We start from the raw sequence: 13538 nt of genomic DNA, 5'->3' as shown, positions 1-13538 counted from the left end.
ACGGGCGCGCCGGTCCCCGACGTGCGATGGCTGCAGGAACGCAGCGCTCGCGCGGGTGCCGCCGCGGCGACGGCGCGGATTCGACAGGGAGCCCGGGATGCCGGCTCCTGGCGACGGCTCGAACCCGTTCCGCGCCGCCGGACGCGACCGCTTCAGTTCACGAGCGGTATCGCGTTGGCCAGGCGCGCCTGGCTGGCAAGCCCCAGCCGCCGGCTGATCTGGATCACGCGCGCGGCCTGTCCCGGATCGATCACCTTGGCGTATTCGCGCAGGTACTTCTCGCGCAGGTCATGGATGCGCTGGTCGCGATCCAGCAGCGCCTGCACGTACTCCAGCGAGTCCTGGTCGGTCATCGCCGCGTAGTCGTCCGCGTACTCGCGCACCGCCGCCACCTGCGCGTCGATCACCGCCGCCTGCTCGGCCTGGAAGCGCTTGAATACCGGCCAGAACCGCGTGGCCTCCTCGGTGGACAGCGACACCGACTTGGAGACGATCTCGGTTTCCACCGACTGCAGCTCGTTGCGGAACTCCGCCAGCATCTCCTTGGTCGGCTTGCCATCCTGCTCCGCGGGCTCGGCGGCCGCCAGCGGCAGCGCAACCAGCAACCCCAGCAACCCCAGCAACAACCATCCCGCACCCTTCCCGCCTGCGCGCGCCTTGCCCATGCCGTACCCCCCATTGAAGTGACGGACGGCAGCCTATCCGGACGACCTTCGACTGGCTGTAGGACTCTGGGGCAATGCGCCGGCCGGCGCTGGCAGCGGGCTGTTGGCCGGAGCGATTCCCGGCCGCGGCACGGATTCCGATTCGGGGGTCAACCGCGTTGGGCGGCCTCGCACGACCCCCGTGCTCGCACAACCCGCTAGAGGGTGCGGATCGTCTCGCCGCCATGGGCCGCCAGCACCTCCTGCGCACGAGCGCGTTCGCCGTCGTCGAAGGCATGCACCACGATCGCGCACCGTCCCTCGTCCAGGGCCGTGCGCACCTTCGCCACGTAGGGCGTGTGGTCCGGACGCAGGGAGACCAGGCCACCCGCCATCAGGCCGAACACGCCCCCGTAGCCGATGATCAGCGCCGCCGCCAGCCGCGGCGACAGCACCACCGGCTCCAGGCCGGCCAGGTAAAGGCAGGCGAACAGCAGCGCGCCCAGGCCCAGGCCGGCGAGCCCGAGGCGGTAATGGGCGACCAGGATCGTGCGGAAGATGCCGCGGCCTTCGGGCTCCAGCTTGCGGCCGGGACGCGCGTCGTGCGGCGTGACCACCTGGACCTGCGCCGGTTGCATTTGCAGCATGTGCTGGACCTGGCGGGCGATGGCACGCGCTTCGGATTCGTCGTCGAATACGGCGGCGACCTTGCTGTCGGACATCTCGCCGGTCACGGAAGAAAGGAGGTTCATGGCCTTCTGCCGGCAGTGGGGGTACGCGCAGGCTGGCATGCGTGCGGTCGCCGAGGCGTGAGCCGGAATCGCCTGTATCCGGCAGCGGTTCAGGCTTGCGGCCGCCCCCCTCCGCGCGGATCCAGCGGCCTTAACCGTTCCCATGCATTTTCCTCACGATCGTGCACGCACAGTCCGGCTGTCGCCGCCGCTGCCGTTCGCATTACCCTGTCGTCGCGCGCATCACCCCGGAGCCTGCATGCCCTCCCCGACCCTCGACCTGATCCGTGAGGCCGCCGCCGGTTCGTCGGAGGGCCGCCTGCAGTTCAGCCAGGTGGTCGGCCTGATGGTGGTCGCGGGGGTGGAGTCCTACACCGTCGATTACCGCAGCGGCCGCACGACCTACTATCCGCGCGACGGCGCGCCGCTGGACCTGGCACTGGACACGCCGGAAATGCCGATCCCGGCGATGCTGGACATCGCCGCCCTGCGCGCGGCGATCGCCGGTTCCCAGCGCGGCGTGGTGATGTATCCGCAGTTCAAGCGGCTGTCGATGGCGGCCGGATGCATCGGCTACACGGTGTGGATCGACGGGCGGCACGTCAGCTATTACGGCCGCCGCGGCGAGGTCCACGTCGAGAAGTTCCCGGACTGACAGCCAGGCACGCGCGGCGTCGCACGGCCGCCGCGCGACTTCGCTTCACCCTGGCCCCACACACGCGCCGCATGCCGCGCGTAGCTTCCCGGTCCCGCCCTGCCGGAACGACCATGGAAGCCTTTCCCCCGCGCGCCACCCGCTCCGCCCCCGACCTGGTGGTGGTCGGCGCCAGTTTCGCCGGCGCCGCCTGCGCCATCGCCGCGGCCCAGCGCGGCCTGCACGTGGTCGTGCTCGAGCGCAAGCGCGATCCGGGCGCGAAGCTGCGCACCACCGGCATCATCGTCAAGGAGGCCGCCGAGGCGACGCTGCTCGGCCAGCTGCCGGCCGTCCTGGTGCGGCGCGTGGAACGGGTGCGCCTGTACGCGCCGAGCCTGGAGCAGGTGGCGCTGGCCGCGCCCGGCTACTACTTCCACACCACCGACACGCCCGCCGCCATGCGCTGGCTGGCCGGGCGGATGCGCGAGAACGGGGTCGACCTGCGCCTGGGCCAGGCGTTCACCGGCTGCACGCGGGCGGGTGATGGATGGCAGGTGGAAGGCGTCGGCCCCACCCGCTACCTGGTCGGCGCCGACGGGGCGCGTTCGCGCGTGGCGCGGCACTGCGGCCTGGGCCAGGTGCGCCAGTTCCTCTATGGCATCGAGTACGAATTCCCCGGCTCGCTGCTTGCCGATCCCGGCGCCCTGCACTGCTTCATCAGCAAGCGCTACGCACCCGGCTACATCGGCTGGATCGCCCAGAGCCCGACCGGCATCCAGGCCGGCCTGGCGCTGCGCCACGACCCGGCCCATGCGCGCCTGCCCGACATCGACGGCTTCCTGCTGCGCGTCGGGGTCGCCGCCGGCCTGCCACGCCAGCTCCGCCCCGGCAGCACGCGGGCCGGACTGATTCCGTGCAGCGGGCCGGTGTTCGACCTCGCAAGCGATCGCGCGATCCTGGTCGGCGACGCGGCCGGCGTGGTATCGCCGGTGACCGCGGGCGGCATCCATTCGGCCTGGACCCACGGCTGGACGGTCGGCGAGGCCATCGCCCGCCGCCTGCGCGACGGCGGTCCGCCGGCCGAAAGGGTCGCCATCGACGCCGCGCCCAGGTTCCGCCTCAAGCGCGCCCTGCGCTGGGCCTACGACCACCTGCAGTTCGACTGGCCCTTCGACCTGCTGCTGCACTCGCCGCCGCTGCGCTGGGCCGCCAGCCAGGTGTATTTCCACCGGCGCGGCGGCTGAGATCGCGCCGGCCTGCACGACCGGCGCACGAGCGGTGCCGGTCAGCCGGCCGGCGCCGCCCGCGTCGCCGCGATCCAGTCGTCCACCGTCGCTTCCAGCACCGCCAGCGGGATGGCGCCATTGCCCAGCACCAGGTCGTGGAAGGCGCGGATGTCGAAGCGGTCGCCCAGCTGCGCGCGTGCGCGCTCGCGCAGTTCGACCATCTTCAGGTGGCCGACCTTGTAGGAGCATGCCTGCCCCGGCTGGACCAGGTAGCGGTATACCTCGATCCGTACTTCCGCCGGCTCCATGCCGGTCTGCGCGTGCATGTAGGCGATCGCCTGTTCCGGCGTCCAGCGCTTGCGGTGCAGGCCGGTGTCGACCACCAGCCGCACCGAGCGGAACAGCTCGGCGCGCAGGCGGCCGATGTCGCCCCACGGATCGTCGCGGTACAGGCCCATTTCGGCCACCAGCTGCTCGGCGTACAACGCCCAGCCTTCGGTGAAGGCACTGGGATTGAGCCCGCGCCGCATCATCGGCAGGTCGGCCAGCGCCTGGCCGATCGCGATCTGGAAGTGGTGCCCGGGCGAGCCCTCGTGGTAGGTCAGCGTCGGCAGGCTCCAGCGCGTGTTGACCTTGGGGTTGCCCAGGTTGATGAAGTACAGCCCGGGCCGCGACCCGTCCATCGCCGGCGCCAGGTAGTAGGCGCCGGGCGCGGTGGCTTGCGCCGCCGGGGCGACGGTACGCACTTCCAGCGGCGCCGGTGGCAGGCGGCCGAAGTACTTCGGCACCTCCGGCTCGAGCCTGGCCAGCGCGCGGTGGATGTCGGCGACGACCTCGGCGCGACCGGCATCGGTGTCGGCGTAGAGGAAGCGCGGGTCGTCGACCAGCGCGGCCATGCGCTCGCCCACCGTGCCGTCGGCCATGCCCTGCGCACGCAGCAGCGCATCCATCTCCTGCTGGATCCGCGCCACTTCGGCCAGGCCGATCCGGTGGATGCGCTCGGCGTCCAGGTCGGTGCTGGTGTTCCAGCGCAGAGCGGCGTCGTAATAGGCATCGCCACCAGGCAAGGCCCACATGCCCCGGTCGCCCGGCTGCGTGGCGATCGCCTGCTCCAGCCTTGCCAGCAGGCGCGCGTAGCCGGGATTGGCGTCGTCGCGCACCGCCGCGGTGGCCTGCTCGAGCAGCTCGCGCTGGCGCGCGGGGGCCAGTGCGGTCTTCTCGAGCTTGCGCTGCAGCGCCAGCACGAAACGGCTCTGCGCCGGCGGTGGCGCGATCAATGCGCGGACCTGGCTGGCCGCGCCTTCCAGCGCCACCTGCGGCGGCAGTACGCCCTGGCCGGCCTGCAGGTCGAAGTTGGCGCGGACCTGGTCGAGCTTGGTGCCGATCGCGTGCAGCCGCGAGACGTAGGCCAGCGCGCTGGCCTCGTCGCGCACCGCATGCTGGTTCTCCATGAACTGCGGCAGCATCACCGGGATGCTGAACAACTGGTCGACCGCATAGGTCGTCGCACCGGCCGGCAGCCAGGCCGGCGCCCAGGCCGGGGCCATCATTTCGATCTGGCGGTCGTAGAACCAGCGCATCAGCCCCAGGGTCCAGCGGTCCTGGCCCTCCACCGGATGGGCGGCGACGTAGCGCTCCATCTCATCCAGGTTGTCCTGCATCGCCTGGCGCAGCACCTGCCGCCGCGCCGGCGAAACGTCGGTCAGCTGCGACGACAGGTCGATTCCGTCGCCGGAGATGCCCAGCAAGGTACGCAGCTCCGGATCGCTGTTGGCCGCACGCATGGTCTGCGCATCGACCAGGGCGCCGAGGGTCTGCGACGGCGGCGCTGCTTCGACTGCGACGTGCGCCGCGTCGGTCGCGCCTGCGACGGCGGGCGCGGCGATGGCGCAGGCGGCCATGCAGGCGGCGAGCAGGACAGTACGACGGGGCATCGGATCTCCTGGGGAACGGCGCGACGGGTCAACGCGCAAGGATCGCATGCGCGTACGCGCCTGATCAGCACACCACGTCGCGGATCGGGAGATGGACATGCGCGGGCGGCGGGCGCCGCTACGGCCGCTCGGGCGAACGCAGGCACGGCGGCCCGACCGCGCGGTGTCCCTAGCCCGTGAACACCGGCTCGAGCATCCGCAGCGTCCCCGCATCCGCGTCCAGTTCCACCATGCCACCGACCGGCAGGATGAACTGCTCGCGGATGTGGCCGATCATGGCGCCGCGGTAGGCGGGGATGCGCAACGGCCGGATGTAGTCGTCGAGGATCTGCTCCAGGGTCAGCGAGCCGTAGCCGTCGCCGGGATCGCAGTCGGTGCACTGGCCGAAGACGAAGCCGGCGATCCGGTCCAGCGCACCCATCAGCTTGAGCGTGCTGAACATGCGGTCGATCCGGTACGGCGCTTCGGCCACGTCCTCCAGGAACAGGATCCGCCCGTCGAAGGCCGGCAGGTAGGAGGAGCCGGCCAGCGCCACCAGCACCGACAGGTTGCCGCCGACCAGCTCGCCACGCGCCTTCCCGCCGCGGAGGGTGATTGTGCGGTTGCTGCGCTGGACCAGCTCGTCGCCGGGGTCGGCGGCGTTGCGGTATTCCATCAGTTGCCGCTCGAGGAACAGGCGCCGGAACTGGTCGACGTTGAAGCGGTTCCAGCTGCCGGACCCGATCGGCCCGTGGAAGGTGACCAGGCCGGTCCTGGCCTGGATCGCGCAGTGCAGCGCGGTGATGTCCGAGTAGCCCAGCAGTACCTTGGGATCGCGCCGGATCGCGTCGTAGTCCAGCAGCGGCAGCAGCCGCGCCGCACCCGAACCGCCGCGCACGCACACGATCGCCCTGACCTGGCGGTCGGCGAACATCGCGTTGAGGTCGCCGGCCCGCTGCGCATCGGTGCCGGCCAGGTGGCCCCACCGCGCGCCGTAGTGCTCGCCGGTGCGCACCTTGAAGCCCAGCGCCTCCATCGCCTCGCGCGCCAGCTGCAGGCTGAAGCTGTCATCGGTGGCCGACGACGGGCTGACCAGGCCGACGGTGTCGCCGGGTTGCAGCGGCGGTGGCCGCAGGCGGCCGCGCACGGCGGCGAACGCCGGGCTGCTGCCGGCCATCCATGGCAACAGCGACGCGCCCAGGGCGCCTCCCAGGAACTGCCGTCGATGCATGCGTGCCGATCCTCTCCGGTGGATGATCCGCCGAGGGTAGCAACCGGGGGCGATCCGCGCCCGGGCCCAGCGCCGCCGTCCCAGATGCACATCGCACTGCCACCGCGGCTCAGCCGCGGGGAAACACCGCCTGGATCGCACTGGCAGGATCGGTCCGCACTCCCATCGATTCGGCCAGCAGCGCCAGCGCGCGCCGGCCCAGCGCCGCCCTGCGCGAAGCGACGCAGTCGGAGGGCACCCAGATCCCGAACTCGCGCATCTTGGCGTCCTGGGCGGTCGCCAGCACGCACGAATCGGTGGCGATGCCGGCGATCACCAGCCTGGCCACGTCCAGCTGCGCGAGCAGGACCGGCAACGCCGTGCCCAGGAAGGCCGAGTGCCTGGGCTTGAGGATGTAGTAGTGGTCCGGTTGCGGGGCGAGCGCTGCGGCGATCCAGGCCGGCGTACCGCCGTTGGCGCGGCAGCGCTCGACCAGGTCGGCGAACTCGCCGCGCCAGTGCGCGAAGTTGTCGTTGACATGGATCACGGGGGCGCCGGCGCGGTCGAAGCGTTGCCGCAACCGAAGCAGCGCCGGCGTGATCCGGCGCGCGGCCCGGGCCATCGCCTGCCCGTCCGGGAAATCGAACAGGTTGAACATGTCCAGCACGAGCAGCGCCGTGCGCGCCATCGGGAGGCCGTACCCCGACGGCACGCGGCACCGGGCCCGTGCGCCTCAGTCGAGATCCGCGAGGGCATCCGATTCTTCGATGTCGCCCTGGATGCCTTCCAGGTCGCTACGCTGGCGCGTGGCCTCGCGTATGTAGGCAAGCGCGTGGTCAGGATCGCGGTACACGGCCACCGGGTTGCGACGATCGGAAACATGCACCTCCCAGGTGTCGCCCGCTTCCACGAGCGAGTATTCGTGACGTTCCACCATTGCCGGTCCTCCAGGGACTGGGATTTTCATTGGGGCGCGAGCCGGATTTATCGTAGATGAAAGACGCGGAAGGTTTTTGTTGGAACGTGAAGCGGTTCACATTGACTGCTTGCATCGCTTCGCCATTGAACCTATGAGTGCAACGAAGCGCGCGACCAGTAGCGCATCGTCCGACCGCCGGTCGCGATGACCGACGCGTGAACGGTCGCCCCCTATGGGCTGCGTACCGCACCGGCGCCACGCTCCCATCACGCAATGGCGACCAAGGGTTTCGCACGCTGCATGCATCGCATTGCAGAGGGTCGATTCCATGGCCAATCCGAAGGGATCCCGCGCGCGGGCCGGCAACAGCGCCGCGGCGGCGAACCGCACCGCAGCGCGGCAACGCCAGCTGCAATCGGGCATCGACAGGAAGGATGCCAAGCCCGGGAGGAAGGCTGCGCCGAAGAAGGCGGTGCAGGCCGGCGTTCGCCGCCAGCCCGTGCGCATGCCCGCGCAGCACCTGGCCAAGCCCGGCCATGAGTCCGACCTGGCATTGGCGCCCCGGTTCGAGGCGCGCGACTATGCCGGCAGCGGCAAGCTCGCCGGGATGAAGGCGATCGTCACCGGCGCCGACTCGGGAATCGGGCGTGCGGTGGCGGTGCTGTTCGCCCGCGAAGGCGCCGACGTGGCGCTGTTCTACCTCAACGAGCACAAGGACGCGCGCGAGACCGCGCGCTGGGTCGAGGCCGAGGGACGCACCGCGGTGCTGGTGCCGGGCGATGTCCGCGATCCGGCCTTCTGCAACCGCGCGGTGAAGCGCATCGCGCGCAAGTTCGGTCGCATCGACGTACTGGTCAACAACGCCGGCTTCCAGTTGCACGCCGACCGGCTCGAGGATCTCACCGACGCGCACCTGCAGGAAACCCTGCAGACCAACGTCGCCGGCTACATCCAGATGGCGCGGGCCTGCCTGCCGCACATGCAACGCGGTGCGTCCATCGTCAACTGCGGCTCGGTCACCGGCCTGTTCGGCAGCCCCGGCCTGATCGACTACTCGGCGACCAAGGGCGCGGTCCATGCGTTCACCAAGGCCCTGGCCGCGAACCTGCTCGGGCGCGGGATCCGGGTCAATGCGGTCGCGCCCGGCCCGGTCTGGACGCCGTTCAACCCGGCCGACAAGCCGACCGCGGAGGTCGCCGAGTTCGGCAGCGACAGCGCCATGGGCCGGCCGGCGCAACCGGAAGAACTGTCGCCGGCGTTCGTGTTCCTCGCCTCGCCGGTGATGTCGTCCTACGTCAACGGCATCGTATTGCCGGTAATGGGCGGTCCCAAGGGCTGAAGCGCGCCGTCATGCCGGGCCGATCGGCGCCCGGCCATTCCGGCGCGTCCGCCTCGGGCCGTCGATGCCTTCGGCAAGCGCGCGGCGGGCTCAGCCGGTGTTGCCCAGCGACGCCTGCAGTGCCGTCGCCAGCGCGGCATCACCGTTGACGAGGTCGACCCAGGCCAGCTCGATGCCGTTGCGGTGCCCTTTCGGCACCAGCTTCAGGCCTTCGGGCGAGATCGTCAGGGTGAAGAGGCGGTCATCGACCTGCAGTTCGCGGCGCAGGGGCTTGTCGAGCGGGGTCATCGGCACCTCCAGATCAGGGGTCCACGCGTGAACCGGCAGCCGCTTCGTCTGCACGCCGCCGCCGCCAGGACAGGATCTGTCCGGCCAGCGCAGTGACCAGCAGGCAGCTGTTGGTGACGATGAAGACCCAGTTGCCGACCAGCACCGAGTACAGCACGAACAACGCCGAGGCGGTCGCCTGGCCGATGAACAGCCAGGTCGACACGGCCTCGCTGTGCGGGTCGCGGGCCTGCTTGGCGATCTGGCGCACCAGCGTGGCCAGCAGGATCGCCGAAGCCAGCCAGCCGACCAGGTCTTCCATCACGCCGCTCCGTGCCGCGCCGGTGCCGATGGATCGGGCCCTGCCCCCTCCGGCAGCAGGCCCGCGCGCGCCAGCATGCGAGCGATGCGTTCGCGCACCAGCGCGATCTCCACCGGCGAGGACAGGCCGGCGAGCGAATCCGCCTCGGCGGCGAAGGCCGCCAGCACCTCCTCCGCGGGCAGGCGGGCAACGAGCATCGGCAGCAGGTCCTGCAATCGCCTGAGCTCGCTCTCGATGTCCACGTGGGGATGCATGCGCACACGTTGGTGCGCCGCGCGTGATGGAGGCGTCGTCGCCAAGTGTCCCGCAGGCTGCACCGCACGTGCCTCGGCACGACCGCAGCGTGATCAGCGGTACGGCCCCGGCCCCCGCCACACCAGTTCGCCGCGCCGGTAGACGTACATCACCACCACCACCTGGCGCGCGTCGCCGATCTCCTGCATCTGCGGATCGGTGGGCTCCAGCAGCCGGCACTTGCCCGAGCCGCGGCGCAGCGCGATCTCCACCGGGCAGACCATGCGCTGGCGCAGGCCCGGCAGCGGGAACGAGATTTCCTTCATGCCGGCCGCCTGCCAGGTGCGCAAACGTTCCTCGGCGAGCAGGTCGTAGATGATCTGGAAGCCGCCGATGTCCATGCTCGGCTCGCCGCCGGACATGTCGCGCTGGGTGCCCGGGTCCTCGGCCGCGCCACCGGTGGTGCCCGCGTCGCGCGGACCGAGGTCCTCCTCGAGCAGGCCCGGCGGGCGCCCGGTCCAGCGCGGATTGCGCTGCGCATAGGCTGGCGACCCGGACGCCTGCGCCGGGGTCCTGGCCGGCGGCTCCGGGGCGGGCACCGGTTCGGGCGCGGGCGGTGGCAGCACGTATTCGGCATGCGGGACCGGCTTGCTCTCGACCAGGCGGTCGCGCGCCCGCTCCGGTTGCGGGGGCGTGGGCGCCGGCGTGGGCGACGGACTCGGCGGCGCCGGCGCCGGTTCGCCGATGAAATTCACCCGCACCCGGCCGCCGCTGGACGCGCCCTGCGGCGAGGTCACCACCGGCGGCGGCGCGGCGAACATCAGCACCAGCAGGAACGCCACGTGCAGCAGCACGCTCAGGGACGCGGCGATCCACCGCGACCAGCGTTCGATCCGGGGTTCGGCCTCCGGCGCGGCCTGGGGGTCGACCTGGCGTTCCAGGTCCGTCGATGTGTCGCTCATGCCGCCAGTGGAAGGTGGGGGGTGGCGGCCCTCATGCGGGAACCACGCAATGCTGCCGGTGAAGAGTGCGTCATCCCGCCGCCCGGTGTCGACCACGGAGGCAGTTCAGCCGTGGCCGCGATGCGCTCGCCTCCGGTACCCCGGCGATGCGGTCGCCCGCGCGGGCGCCGCCGGGGACCCAGCGGCGCGCTTCCGCGGGTCCGGCCTCAGTCGGCCAGCACCTCGATCCGGTTGCGGCCGCCGCGCTTGGCCGCGTACAGGCGCGCGTCGACCGCGGCGACGAAGTCGCTGGCCTCGCCGGTGCTGGCGACGGTCGCCGTGCCCACGCCCAGGCTGGCGGTCACCACCGGCCCGGCCTCCGGGGCGCCATGCGGGATTCCCAGCGCGGCCAGCCGCTCCATGCACTGCCGGGCCAGGGCCAGCGCGGCAGCCGCGTCGGTGTCCGGCAACAGCAGGATGAACTCCTCGCCGCCGAAGCGCGCCACGACATCGCGCGGGCGCTGGGCCACGCCGCGCAGCAGCGCCGCCACCCGGCGCAGGCAGTCGTCGCCGGCGACATGGCCGTGGGCGTCGTTGAACTGCTTGAAGTGGTCCAGGTCGAGCACCACCAGCGACAGCGGGCTGCCGCTGCGGCGGGACGCGCTCCACTCCGTCTCCAGGCGCTGGTCGAACATGCGCCGGTTGGCGATGCCGGTCAGGCCGTCGGTCAGCGACAGCTGCTCCAGCTCGCGGTGCAGGCGCATCCGCTCTTCCTCGGCCTGCTTGCGCTCGCTGATGTCGAACATGAAGCCGACCAGGCTGTCGACCTCGCCGCTGGCGTCGCGGACGACGTGGACCACGTCGCGGATCCAGACGTAGCCGCCGTCGCGGGTCAGGGCGCGGTAATCGGCCTCGTGGTCCACGCCGGCCTGCGACTGCGACACGCAGAACCCCACGACCGCATCGCGATCCTCCGGGTGCATGCGCGACACCCAGTCGTCCACGGTCTGCCAGCTGTCCTGCGACCAGCCCAGCAGGGTCTCGATCTGCGGACCGATGTAGGCGAAGCGCATGCTTGCCCAGTCGATCTTCCAGGGGATGGCGCGGGTGGATTCCAGCAGGGTCCGGTAGACGTCGGCCGATTCGGGCAAGGGCTGCGGCTGGCCGGCACGGGCCGGGACCGCCTCGGGTCGGGTACTCATGCCGCCATGGTACCGGGCAACGCCCCGCCCTTCACCGCGGCAGCCACCTGCCGCCCGCATGCCGCCAGCCCTGCTTGTAGGAGCCCATCCTCATGGGCGACCCGACGCACCTTCCCGCCCGATGCGCCCTCCCCGTCCAGCGCCCTCGGGTCGCCGATGAATCGGCTCCTACAGAAAAGCGATGGGGGGTTCGCTGGCCCGCGTGCCGCCCCCTCTGTAGGAGCCCATCCTCATGGGCGACCCGACGCACCTTCCCGCCCGAATGCGCCCTACCCGTCCAGCGCCCTCGCGTCGCCGATGAATCGGCTCCTACAGAAAAGCGATGTGACCGCTCGCTGGCCCGCAAGGCCGCGCCCCCTGTAGGAGCCCATCCTCATGGGCGACCCGACGCACCTTCCCGCCCGGATGCGCCCTCCTCGTGCAACGCCCTCGGGTCGCCGATGAATCGGCTCCTACAGAAGAGCCGGCGCCGCCCATGCCGCCTCGGCCATGGTCTCCTCCTCGTGCTCGGAGAAGCGGTCCAGGGTGAACGCGTCCAGGCGCAGCGACTGGGCCGCGGTGGAGAACGCCAGCGTCGCCAGCACCCGTTCCGGGTAGCGCGCCCAGGGCGGCACGTAGTGCGCGGGCGCGACCAGGCCGCTGTCGCGGCAGGCCGACAGCGCCACCAGGTCGCCCAGCGCCACCCGCCCGCAGAACAGCAGGCGCAGCGTGTCGGCGCGGTTCTCGTGCAGTGCGCGCTTGATGAACGCGGTCACCAGCAGCAGGCCTTCCAGGTAGGCGCCGTCCTTGGTGAAGCACACCCGTCCGCGCACGTCGCCACCGCGGAAGATCCGCACCGCGCTGCGGTAGCTCTCCACGTCCGACTGCCCGGCCGCCAGGAACGCGCGGAACACCTCGATGAAGTCCGCCCCGGCCAGCGCCTCCTCCAGCCGCAGCACGCGCAGGGCGAGCCGGCGCAGGCGGTTGATGTCCATCGCGCCGGTGATGATCTCGGCGAACGTGGCCAGACCCTCCTGGGTGCGGGTGGTGCGCGGCGCGCCGGCGCCCAGGCAGCGCAGCCACGGCTGGCGCTTGCCGTTGAGCATGGTCAGCGAGTGGATGTAGGCCTCGTGCTCGACCAGCTGGTCCAGGTCGAGCGCGGAGAACAGCGCGTCGGCGCGGAGGCGGATGACCTTGCTGCCGGCGGCGGCCTTGGAGGCCAGTTGCGGGTCGAGCACGACCTCGACCGGATCGTCGGCGAAGAACGGCCCGATCCGTTCGCGCAGGCGCTCGGCGAACAGCGGCGCCGGGATGTCGTAGGGCACCTCGGGGATGAAGCGCGCGTCGATCAGCTGGTCGGTGATCTCCAGCATCTTCGCCGCCGACTCCAGCGTGGTCGTGTCCTGCGAGCGGTAGTGCGTGGACGGGCGCCCGTACAGCAGGGTCGAGCATTCGGTGAACCGCGGCGTGCCGATGGCGGAAAGCATGAGCGCGGCGACGCGGTAGCTCCACGCGGTGCGGTATAGCCAGTCGCCGACCGGATGGCCGCGGTCGAGCTTGCGCATGACCGCGTCCAGCGCCTCGATCGTGGCGGCATGGTCTACCGGGGCGGTGGGCGGCGCCGGCATCTCGACCCGTCCGGCGCGCCAACGCTTGAGGAAACGCAGCTCGTGCTCGACCGGCCAGGCCAGGCCGGACAGGATCCGGACCCGCGCGCCCAGCCGGGCGATGCGCGCGTCGTGTTCCAGCAGCAGGGCCAATGCCGGATCGTCCCGGGTCGGATCGGTGGTGCCTGGCTCGACGGCATGCATGCGACGCTCTCCTCGGCCACGGAAACCGGCGACGGACCCGCGCCGGACCACAGGGCTGCGAACGCCGGCTGCCGCGCGGAGCGGACCGGCGTCCGGCATGGCGGCCAGCCTCGCCCAGCCCCGGCCTGGGCTCAATGGCCTCTTGGCCCCATGCCACCGCCGCGCA

At 71.5% G+C, this 13538-nt stretch carries 15 protein-coding genes; 3 read left to right on the top strand and 12 right to left on the bottom strand.

All coding sequences use genetic code 11. The features are described 5' to 3' along the window. Positions 1 to 152: 152 nt before the first annotated feature. Together CSC66_RS00400 and CSC66_RS00395 are read right to left on the bottom strand one after the other, a co-directional pair. Positions 153 to 623 carry a hypothetical protein gene (locus tag CSC66_RS00400; RefSeq protein ID WP_162375312.1) on the bottom strand — a complete coding sequence of 157 codons (471 nt, stop codon included), beginning with the start codon at positions 621 to 623 and terminating at the stop codon, positions 153 to 155. A gap of 239 nt (positions 624 to 862) precedes the next feature. Beyond that, positions 863 to 1396 (bottom strand): riboflavin biosynthesis protein RibA, encoded by a 534-nt coding sequence (locus CSC66_RS00395; protein ID WP_162375311.1) that lies wholly within the window; start codon positions 1394 to 1396, stop codon positions 863 to 865. Positions 1397 to 1634: 238 nt separating this feature from the next. Between CSC66_RS00395 and CSC66_RS00390 the strand changes: the two genes are divergently transcribed. Then, complete coding sequence (locus CSC66_RS00390) at positions 1635 to 2030, top strand: DUF1398 domain-containing protein (protein WP_162375310.1); 396 nt, start codon at positions 1635 to 1637, stop codon at positions 2028 to 2030. Between the two features lie 113 nt (positions 2031 to 2143). Next, positions 2144 to 3253, top strand: a complete 1110-nt coding sequence (locus CSC66_RS00385) for an NAD(P)/FAD-dependent oxidoreductase (protein WP_162375309.1) — start codon at positions 2144 to 2146, stop codon at positions 3251 to 3253. Positions 3254 to 3294: 41 nt separating this feature from the next. On the opposite strand, the gene CSC66_RS00380 is transcribed toward CSC66_RS00385, so the two are convergent. From CSC66_RS00380 to CSC66_RS00365, 4 genes are all read right to left on the bottom strand, one after another. Then, a complete protein-coding gene (locus CSC66_RS00380; RefSeq protein ID WP_162375308.1) occupies positions 3295 to 5169 on the bottom strand; it encodes a DUF885 domain-containing protein in 1875 nt (624 codons plus the stop codon). 169 nt (positions 5170 to 5338) lie between these two features. Continuing rightward, entirely contained in the window at positions 5339 to 6379 is a 1041-nt protein-coding gene (locus CSC66_RS00375; RefSeq protein ID WP_162375307.1) for a S66 peptidase family protein, read from the bottom strand. A gap of 109 nt (positions 6380 to 6488) precedes the next feature. After that, positions 6489 to 7046, bottom strand: coding sequence for a cysteine hydrolase family protein (locus CSC66_RS00370; RefSeq protein WP_162375306.1), 558 nt, complete (start codon positions 7044 to 7046; stop codon positions 6489 to 6491). Between the two features lie 45 nt (positions 7047 to 7091). After that, the gene (locus tag CSC66_RS00365; RefSeq protein ID WP_162375305.1) at positions 7092 to 7295 is read right to left on the bottom strand and encodes a hypothetical protein; all 204 of its coding nucleotides are present in this window, start codon (positions 7293 to 7295) and stop codon (positions 7092 to 7094) included. Between the two features lie 310 nt (positions 7296 to 7605). Here CSC66_RS00365 and CSC66_RS00360 point away from each other — a divergent pair, with 310 nt between their 5' ends. Continuing rightward, positions 7606 to 8616, top strand: a complete 1011-nt coding sequence (locus CSC66_RS00360; protein WP_238394187.1) for an SDR family oxidoreductase — start codon at positions 7606 to 7608, stop codon at positions 8614 to 8616. Between the two features lie 90 nt (positions 8617 to 8706). Here the strand turns inward: CSC66_RS00360 and CSC66_RS00355 are convergent, their stop codons facing one another. The 6 genes from CSC66_RS00355 to CSC66_RS00330 all read right to left on the bottom strand — a co-directional run bounded on the left by CSC66_RS00355 (position 8707) and on the right by CSC66_RS00330 (position 13372). After that, positions 8707 to 8904, bottom strand: a complete 198-nt coding sequence (locus CSC66_RS00355; protein ID WP_162375303.1) for a hypothetical protein — start codon at positions 8902 to 8904, stop codon at positions 8707 to 8709. A gap of 13 nt (positions 8905 to 8917) precedes the next feature. Then, on the bottom strand, positions 8918 to 9205 hold the full coding sequence (locus CSC66_RS00350; RefSeq protein ID WP_162375302.1) for a hypothetical protein: 288 nt from the start codon (positions 9203 to 9205) through the stop codon (positions 8918 to 8920). Beyond that, positions 9205 to 9459, bottom strand: a complete 255-nt coding sequence (locus CSC66_RS00345; RefSeq protein WP_162375301.1) for a hypothetical protein — start codon at positions 9457 to 9459, stop codon at positions 9205 to 9207. The genes CSC66_RS00350 and CSC66_RS00345 overlap by 1 nt, the downstream gene beginning before the upstream one ends. A gap of 93 nt (positions 9460 to 9552) precedes the next feature. Continuing rightward, complete coding sequence (locus CSC66_RS17670) at positions 9553 to 10401, bottom strand: hypothetical protein (RefSeq protein ID WP_162375300.1); 849 nt, start codon at positions 10399 to 10401, stop codon at positions 9553 to 9555. Positions 10402 to 10607: 206 nt separating this feature from the next. Beyond that, complete coding sequence (locus CSC66_RS00335; RefSeq protein ID WP_162375299.1) at positions 10608 to 11582, bottom strand: GGDEF domain-containing protein; 975 nt, start codon at positions 11580 to 11582, stop codon at positions 10608 to 10610. Between the two features lie 452 nt (positions 11583 to 12034). Further along, positions 12035 to 13372: a tyrosine/phenylalanine carboxypeptidase domain-containing protein gene (locus CSC66_RS00330; protein WP_162375298.1), complete on the bottom strand. Its 1338-nt coding sequence runs from the start codon at positions 13370 to 13372 to the stop codon at positions 12035 to 12037. Between the last annotated feature and the right edge of the window lie 166 nt (positions 13373 to 13538).

It is taken from the genome of Pseudoxanthomonas kaohsiungensis, from assembly GCF_010211765.1.
Classification (GTDB): domain Bacteria; phylum Pseudomonadota; class Gammaproteobacteria; order Xanthomonadales; family Xanthomonadaceae; genus Pseudoxanthomonas; species Pseudoxanthomonas kaohsiungensis.
This window is presented reverse-complemented; position numbering and strand designations above follow the sequence as displayed.

What these genes read in the sequence shown, in the direction of transcription:
- CSC66_RS00385 (WP_162375309.1), top strand. Translation starts at nt 2,144, where the DNA reads ATGGAAGCCTTTCCCCCGCGCGCCACCCGCTCCGCCCCCGACCTGGTG.
- CSC66_RS00345 (WP_162375301.1), bottom strand. Translation starts at nt 9,459, where the DNA reads ATGCATCCCCACGTGGACATCGAGAGCGAGCTCAGGCGATTGCAGGAC.
- CSC66_RS00350 (WP_162375302.1), bottom strand. Translation starts at nt 9,205, where the DNA reads ATGGAAGACCTGGTCGGCTGGCTGGCTTCGGCGATCCTGCTGGCCACG.
- CSC66_RS00390 (WP_162375310.1), top strand. Translation starts at nt 1,635, where the DNA reads ATGCCCTCCCCGACCCTCGACCTGATCCGTGAGGCCGCCGCCGGTTCG.
- CSC66_RS00360 (WP_238394187.1), top strand. Translation starts at nt 7,606, where the DNA reads ATGGCCAATCCGAAGGGATCCCGCGCGCGGGCCGGCAACAGCGCCGCG.
- CSC66_RS00395 (WP_162375311.1), bottom strand. Translation starts at nt 1,396, where the DNA reads ATGAACCTCCTTTCTTCCGTGACCGGCGAGATGTCCGACAGCAAGGTC.
- CSC66_RS00380 (WP_162375308.1), bottom strand. Translation starts at nt 5,169, where the DNA reads ATGCCCCGTCGTACTGTCCTGCTCGCCGCCTGCATGGCCGCCTGCGCC.
- CSC66_RS00375 (WP_162375307.1), bottom strand. Translation starts at nt 6,379, where the DNA reads ATGCATCGACGGCAGTTCCTGGGAGGCGCCCTGGGCGCGTCGCTGTTG.
- CSC66_RS00370 (WP_162375306.1), bottom strand. Translation starts at nt 7,046, where the DNA reads ATGGCGCGCACGGCGCTGCTCGTGCTGGACATGTTCAACCTGTTCGAT.
- CSC66_RS00355 (WP_162375303.1), bottom strand. Translation starts at nt 8,904, where the DNA reads ATGACCCCGCTCGACAAGCCCCTGCGCCGCGAACTGCAGGTCGATGAC.
- CSC66_RS00365 (WP_162375305.1), bottom strand. Translation starts at nt 7,295, where the DNA reads ATGGTGGAACGTCACGAATACTCGCTCGTGGAAGCGGGCGACACCTGG.
- CSC66_RS00330 (WP_162375298.1), bottom strand. Translation starts at nt 13,372, where the DNA reads ATGCATGCCGTCGAGCCAGGCACCACCGATCCGACCCGGGACGATCCG.
- CSC66_RS00335 (WP_162375299.1), bottom strand. Translation starts at nt 11,582, where the DNA reads ATGAGTACCCGACCCGAGGCGGTCCCGGCCCGTGCCGGCCAGCCGCAG.
- CSC66_RS17670 (WP_162375300.1), bottom strand. Translation starts at nt 10,401, where the DNA reads ATGAGCGACACATCGACGGACCTGGAACGCCAGGTCGACCCCCAGGCC.